The organism is Mesocryomonas lacus (assembly GCF_055730105.2).
On record NZ_JBUZWF020000008.1, the window covers coordinates 212,707 to 219,334 of the forward strand.

General features: G+C 62.5%; 6 protein-coding genes. 4 read left to right on the top strand and 2 right to left on the bottom strand.

Translation table 11 applies throughout. The annotated features are described in order from the left end of the window. Positions 1-26: 26 nt before the first annotated feature. Together ACZLZQ_RS22375 and deoC are read right to left on the bottom strand one after the other, a co-directional pair. Positions 27-1,073 carry an autoinducer 2 ABC transporter substrate-binding protein gene (locus ACZLZQ_RS22375; RefSeq protein WP_472935617.1) on the bottom strand — a complete coding sequence of 349 codons (1,047 nt, stop codon included), beginning with the start codon at positions 1,071-1,073 and terminating at the stop codon, positions 27-29. Between the two features lie 132 nt (positions 1,074-1,205). Continuing rightward, positions 1,206-1,898 carry a deoxyribose-phosphate aldolase gene (gene deoC, locus ACZLZQ_RS22380; RefSeq protein WP_472951315.1) on the bottom strand — a complete coding sequence of 231 codons (693 nt, stop codon included), beginning with the start codon at positions 1,896-1,898 and terminating at the stop codon, positions 1,206-1,208. 137 nt (positions 1,899-2,035) lie between these two features. On the opposite strand from deoC, the gene ACZLZQ_RS22385 reads away from it, so the two are divergent. From ACZLZQ_RS22385 to ACZLZQ_RS22400, 4 genes are all read left to right on the top strand, one after another. Then, positions 2,036-2,761 (top strand): DeoR family transcriptional regulator, encoded by a 726-nt coding sequence (locus tag ACZLZQ_RS22385; RefSeq protein WP_472935615.1) that lies wholly within the window; start codon positions 2,036-2,038, stop codon positions 2,759-2,761. Between the two features lie 676 nt (positions 2,762-3,437). Then, complete coding sequence (locus ACZLZQ_RS22390) at positions 3,438-4,274, top strand: hypothetical protein (protein ID WP_472951317.1); 837 nt, start codon at positions 3,438-3,440, stop codon at positions 4,272-4,274. A gap of 60 nt (positions 4,275-4,334) precedes the next feature. After that, a complete protein-coding gene (locus ACZLZQ_RS22395; protein ID WP_472951319.1) occupies positions 4,335-5,060 on the top strand; it encodes a DUF1217 domain-containing protein in 726 nt (241 codons plus the stop codon). A gap of 445 nt (positions 5,061-5,505) precedes the next feature. Then, positions 5,506-6,501, top strand: coding sequence for a diguanylate cyclase domain-containing protein (locus tag ACZLZQ_RS22400; protein WP_472951321.1), 996 nt, complete (start codon positions 5,506-5,508; stop codon positions 6,499-6,501). Positions 6,502-6,628 lie beyond the last annotated feature (127 nt).

Here is a 6,628-nt window from a genome sequence, read left to right on the forward strand (position 1 = left end):
GCTGCCGTCCGTCCCGTTCGATCCGACTAGAAGTCGTAATCGCCCATGTTGGCGCTGGTGACGCCGACCCAGCCCTGGCCGTAGAGGAGGTTCGCCGCGCCGCCTTCCGGTGTGATCAGCTTGTCGTAGCCGGTGAGGCCAAGGTTCAGGCCGGCCTTGATCTCGTCCTTCTTGCCGGTGAGGGCCATGACCGCCAGCGTGTTCATGGCGTAGCCGGCGACCGCCGGGTCCCAGAACTGGATGTACTGGATGTCGCCTTCCTGCAGGTACTGGCCGGCGACGGACGGCAGGCCGGTTCCGGCGAAGAACACCTTGTCCTTCAGCCCCTTTTCGGCGATCAGGCGACCGGCGCCCGCCGAGGTCGGCATCGGTCCGCCGAGGATGCCCTTGATCTCGGGATAGGTGGTCAGCGCTTCCGACAGGCGGGTGTAGTCGGTGTTGGCGTCGTCATAGGTCTCGAGGCGCTTGGTCGCCTCGGCCATCTTCGGGAAGTGCTCCTTCTGATAGGCGACGGCGCCGTCGATCCACTCGTTCTGCGACTGCGAGGTGAGGCTGCCGACAGTGGTGACGTACTGGCCCTCGCCGCCCATGCTCTTGCCGAGCACTTCCATCAGCTTGGCGCCATAAGCCTTGTTATCGAAGGCCTCGAGCACGTAGTCGGCGTTCTTGATGTTCGACGCCTCGTGCGCGATCACCACGATGCCGCGCTCGCGGGCCTTGGCGAGCACCGGCTCGACGGCTTCGACCGAGAACGGAACGATGCAGATGGCATCGACGCCCTGGGCGATGAGGTTCTCGACGATCTGCACCTGGGCCGCGGCATCCGCCTGGCTCGGGCCGACCTGGAAGGAGTCCTGGCCGGTGTCGGAGGCGAACTGCTCGACGCCGGCGCGCATGCGGTCGAACCAGGCGATGCCGTCGACCTTGACGACGGTGGCGATGGTGAACTTCTTGCCGGCGGCATCCGTCGTGATGTCGGTGCGGACCTTGCTGGTGTCGACCACCCCGGCGGCGGCCGCGGGCAGCGCCAGCAGCGACAGGCCGATGGCCATGGTTGCGAACAGCTTCTTCATCTTCTCTCCTCCCGAGAACGGCCTGATGCCGTCAGTTGAACCTTCGCCGCCCCGCCTGACGCGGGCAGCCAGGACGCCCCTCCCGGAGACGCCCTGCAGTCTCGTCCGGATGCCGCCACCCGGGTTTAGCCGTTAGTAGCCGGACGCCGTCCCCGGCGTGCCGCCGACGATCGCGACGCTCGCACTCGCGCCGATCCGCGTGGCCCCGGCCTCCACCATGGCGCGCGCGATCTCCGCGGTGCGGATACCGCCGGACGCCTTGACGCCCATGTCCGGGCCGACGACCCGGCGCATCAACGCGATGTCGGCGACGGTGGCGCCGCCGGTCGAGAAGCCGGTCGAGGTCTTGACGAAATCGGCGCCCGCCTCCTTCGACAGGCGGCAGCCGAGCTCCTTCTGCGCATCGTCGAGGAGGCAGGTCTCGAGGATGACCTTCAGCACCTTCCCCTGGCAGGCGGCGCGGACGGCGGCGATGTCGGCAGCGACGCGCTCGGCATCGCCTTCGCGCAAGGCGCCGATGTCGACGACCATGTCGATCTCGTCCGCGCCCGCGGCGATTACGATCGCGGTCTCGGCGGCCTTCGCCTCGCCCGAGCCCGCCCCCAGCGGGAAGCCGACGACGACGCAGGTCTTGACGCTGCTGCCGGCGAGGAGCTCGGCGACAAAGCCGGCGTGAACGCCGTTGACGCAGACTGAGGCGAAGCCGTGGGCCAGTGCTTCCTCGCAATGGCGCCGAACCTCCGTGCGGCTGGCATCGGCCTTCAGGATGGTGTGGTCGATCAGGCTGGCAAGCTCTATCGACGAACGCGGGCTGGCGATGGCCATATCCTCCCAATGCAACTGGCGGTCAGGAACCGCAACTTGTGAGATTTCTCACATTTGTTGGGAGGAATGTTTCACAGGGGGCTTGACGGGTCAAGGGGATGCCGCGAGCGTCCCCCGACGTTATCCCAAGGGACGCCATGAAGAAGCCCCATCGCATTGCCGCCCTCGAAGGCGGCCTCAAGACATCGGGCGTGCTGCATCTGAAAGAGGCTGCAAGCCTCCTGGGGGTATCGGAGATGACCGTCCGGCGCGACCTCGCGACGTCTCCCGAGACTTTCACCTATCTCGGTGGCTACATCCTGCCGGCAGGCGCCGAGCGCAATCCGAGTTACCGGCTGGACGCGGAGAGCGACGCTCATGCCGAAGCAAAGGCGGCCGCCGGGCAGCGCGCGGCGTCGCTGGTCGAGCCGGACGAAACGATCTTCATCGACTGCGGTACGACAACCCCGCACATCGTGCCGCATCTGCCGCGGCAAGGAACGCTGACGGTGATCTGCTATGCGATGAACGTCGCCAACCTTCTGGCTGCCCGCACGAACGTCCGGCTGATCCTTTTAGGCGGGCTCTTCCACCCCTCATCCGGCACCTTTTCCAGCGAGGAAGCGCTGCGCTCGCTCGACCGCCTCGGCATCAACCACGCGTTCATCTCCGCTGGCGGCATTCATGCCGACCACGGGCTCAGCTGCTCGAATTTCCACGAGGTGCCGATCAAGCAGGCCGTCATGCGCCGCGCGGTGCGCCGGACGCTCGTCGTCGACGGCAGCAAGCTCGGCAAGGTCAAGCCGGCCTTCTTCGGCACCCTCGACCAGTTCGACAGCATCGCCACCGAAACCGGTATCTCCCCAGCTGCGGCGATTTTTTGATCGAATTCGGCAGGAGTGGGTCGAAGCGTTGCTGATTGAGGATCTGCGCCAAGATGGCTTGGGGTTTCAGCAGTCGGGCGCGCTGGTCTTATAGCGGCAGCCCGACTGACTGGAGCGGCCATTTGTTGCGACGGGCTGGCGAAAGAACTCTGCTATCGACTCTCTGCGGGTGCGCTCGCGCCATTGGATACGGCAAAGTCGAACCCTCGAACCTGATCCGGGTCATGCTGGATACCGCGCATAGCTAGGTTCTCGCGACACCACTCGGCAACCCAGATCGTTTGGGGTGTTATGAACGTTTTCTCCTGGAGGTAGCTTTGGCAACAGGCGATCTGTCTGACGGAAAATGGCCGATCATCGGCATGCTTCTGCTGAGAAGGGGGAAGCCTTAAGGCGCGCCGTTCGCAATATAGGCGCCGTTTTATGATGGCGTGCCGTTCGACCTGCGTGCCTGTTGATAACGACGCGGCTTGGCGAAGCCGCACGAGACGATCAAGCGAAATGGACCGCCCGGTATTGTCTAAAATTATTGAAACGCAATTCTTAATATTCGGAAGATTGACAGATAAACTAACGTTCAAAAGGATACATGAGGAGATACGTCTATTTATCACTTATAGTGGCATATGCATTCAAGTCGGAGTTGTTCCGGCCTCTTTCATTTTAGGAGATGCACATGTCACTGATTGGTTCTGTCCTTGGGCTGCTGTTTGGTACCAAAACACGGTCCACCACATCGACCTCGTCAACCACCGGCACGACGACGTCTACAACGTCTACAACGTCCCCTACCACCTCTCTGACCACTCAGACAACCACCACAACATCGCCGTCGACCTCGATGGCCACCACGACTTTGACGCCCATCAATACCACCCTCACAACCCAGACAAATCTTGGCGACTCTCTGATCGCCATCAGCAGTTCGCCGCCGCCGACGACGACGACTATTCCAGCGGCTGAAGCGAGCACGACGATCGTCTCCGATGCGCCGGCGGACATCGCGCCCGCAACGACCGTATCTACCCAGCTGTCCGACGGCGTAGCGCCTACGAGTACACCTGCGGCAAGCACGGCTGCTGCTGTGCCGCAGGCGGCCTCGTCGACATCCGCAGCACTGAACGCGTTCAGTCAGTTGGCGAAGCTGTCGGCGCAGCGTCCTTCCGCCAAGGCTGCGTCACCGATTCGGGCGCCGCTGGACCTTGATCGGCGCATGGAAATGGCCAAGGCGGTTCAGAAGGTCATGCAGTCTGAAGATCTGGCGGAGCGTGTAGGCGACGCGATGAAGGCCTCACAGGCGCCGATAGAGAGAACGGGCGACACGCATCTGAAGATGGCCGCTCCTGGAACGTCGTCCCTCCGTCAGCTTCCGCCCGGCGGGATGCCAGCCGTCCTCGCCGCCTATGCCACCAGCCGAACGGATGCGGCGCAGGCCATCACATCGCCGTCCGGTGCCCCAGCCGCCTTCTCGGTCACCACCCCGGCAGGGGGGATTTTTCCATCTACCCTCTGACGTCCTCGACAAACGCGCTTTCGGGCGGGCGATTTTACCCTTTTGTGGAATAATAACACGATGACGAGCGCCATCACCGCCTATGCTCGCATTTCCCGGAACATGCCCGCAGAGCTGGCTAAAGTTGCAGGCCAGGCGAAGGTCGCGGATGCCACCAGGACTTTCGGCAACGCCGTCGCCCAAACCGCGACCCTCGACGAGTTCATGCAGAACTCGGCACTCTACGCCTATGCTACGAAGGCCTTTGGTCTAGAAGGCGCCGCAAGCTCAAAGGGACTGATCCGTCGCGTCCTCGCCGGGGGAACCGACGCACCGACCGATCTGGCCTTTCGGATGACGGACAGCCGCTACCTGAGCCTTGCAACCGCCTTTGCCATCGACGAGTCGGGAGCCTTGAGCCATGAGGCCTCGGCCACCGTCGCCGAGGTCGCTGCCGGCTATTATCGCGAGGTTCTGGAGGATCAGGTGGGAAAGGTCAGCGACGCCGCGCGGATGGCTCTATATTTCGAGCGGCATGCCGAACAGATCGACGGGCCGTGGTCCATTCTGGCAGACCAGACCTTACTCGAAGTGGTTCGAACGGCCCTTGGTGGCGCGACGGCGCAGTCATCCGCCAGCTTGCAAAGCCAAGCAGCCTGGATCGAACGCAAGATGAATGTCGCGGAGCTGAAAAGCAAAGCTTTCCGTGAACAATTTCTGAAGCGTTTTATAGCCAGGTACGAATTGGATCAGGCCGGCCCTATCCGTGATCCCAAGATGACGATCCTGTCCAATATGAGAGCCTGACCGTTCTCATCCAGGTCGAGATGCCGTCTCGTTGTTCCTGTGGGCATGCTTGTGAGCGTGGGTGCTGTTCCTGTCGTCCAGTTAAGCCGTCCGCATGATGATGACGGTTTTTGATCCTGTTGCCACGGGGATGGCGCACAGCGCGGGGTTGCTACCGGGGTGGGTGCGTCAGACAGCATGACTACGGCACCATGCCCTCGGAGCCGCCGTCCGCTGCGCTAGTGCATTCTTGGCAGCGTGGAGAAAGTCTCTGATTTACGCCGGATTGAGGTCACGAAGAAAGTCTTCACGTCACCCTGCCGAACACGTGCTGCCGTGGGGCTTCGGCCGGAAATAAAACGCGGCACGGCCCCACCGTGCTTTCCCACTGTTGGCCAGCGTGACATGTTCAACACTCTCGCTGGAGTTGAAGGCGGCAGGTCGGCGGATGACGAAATTGGCAAACATGCTTTCGCTTATCCCCCTGCAGCCTCTCGTTCGGCCAGGCGCCCAGGCCGAATTCGCGCTGGATGTCTCGGGACAATGGATTTGGGAGCTGGACTTCACCACCGACAGGGTGTGGCGGTCGCGTCACTGGAAGACGGTGCTTGGCTACTACGATCATGAGATCGTCGACAACATTGTGCCGTGGGACATCGTCGATCCGCACGACAGGTTGGTCGTCGCCGATGCGCTCCGAGCGGTGGAAGCAGAAGAGTCCGAATTCTTCGAGGCCGTCTACCGGGTAACGGCGAAAGACGGCATGCCGCGGTGGATCTTCAGCCGGGGAAAGATTGTCGACCGGGCGATGGATGGCCGGCCTCTGCGTCTCCTCGCCGTCAGCATGGACATTACCAGGCAGAAGCGCACTGAGGAGGAACTGCATCGGGCCCTTAGCGAAAGCGAACGTCTTCGCATCCAACTCGTCGAGGCCAATCTGAGATTGGAGGCCTTGTCCGGTCTGGATGCTTTGACCGGACTGCCGAACCGACGCAGTTTCGACCAAGCGCTGTCGGAGGCCATTGCCCGGCAGCAGGCAGCCTGCGGGCTTGTCTCTATCTTGATGATCGATGTCGATCGCTTCAAGAGCTACAATGACAGCCTGGGACACCAGGCCGGCGACGAAGCCTTGCGCGTTGTAGCAGTCGCCCTCAGCGAAGCTGCGGACGCTGGCGGCCACGTATCGCGTTATGGAGGTGAGGAATTTGCGCTCATCCTCGAGGGTAGTGGTCAAGAGGACGCAACGGCGACGGCTCGGCGATGCCTGGCGATTGTTCGGCAGAAAGCCATCCCCCACCCCAAGGGCATCGACGGCCGCGTCACCGTCAGCATCGGGGTGGCCGAGGCCAGCTTCAAGGCGGGATGCAGCGCCTCATCTGGCAGTGCCCTCGTCAACGCAGCTGACGTCGCTCTCTATGGCGCCAAAAGGGCGGGACGTAACCAGCTTCGGGCCGCAGGCTGACATCACCAGGAGGCTCGAACAGCGAGCGGTGCTGTAGAGTCCTTAAACTCCTACCTTCCGCGTCCCCATTCGGAGAAGGACGGTCAAATGAAGCCAGAGATTGACGGTGGGATCGCGTCTTTAGTTC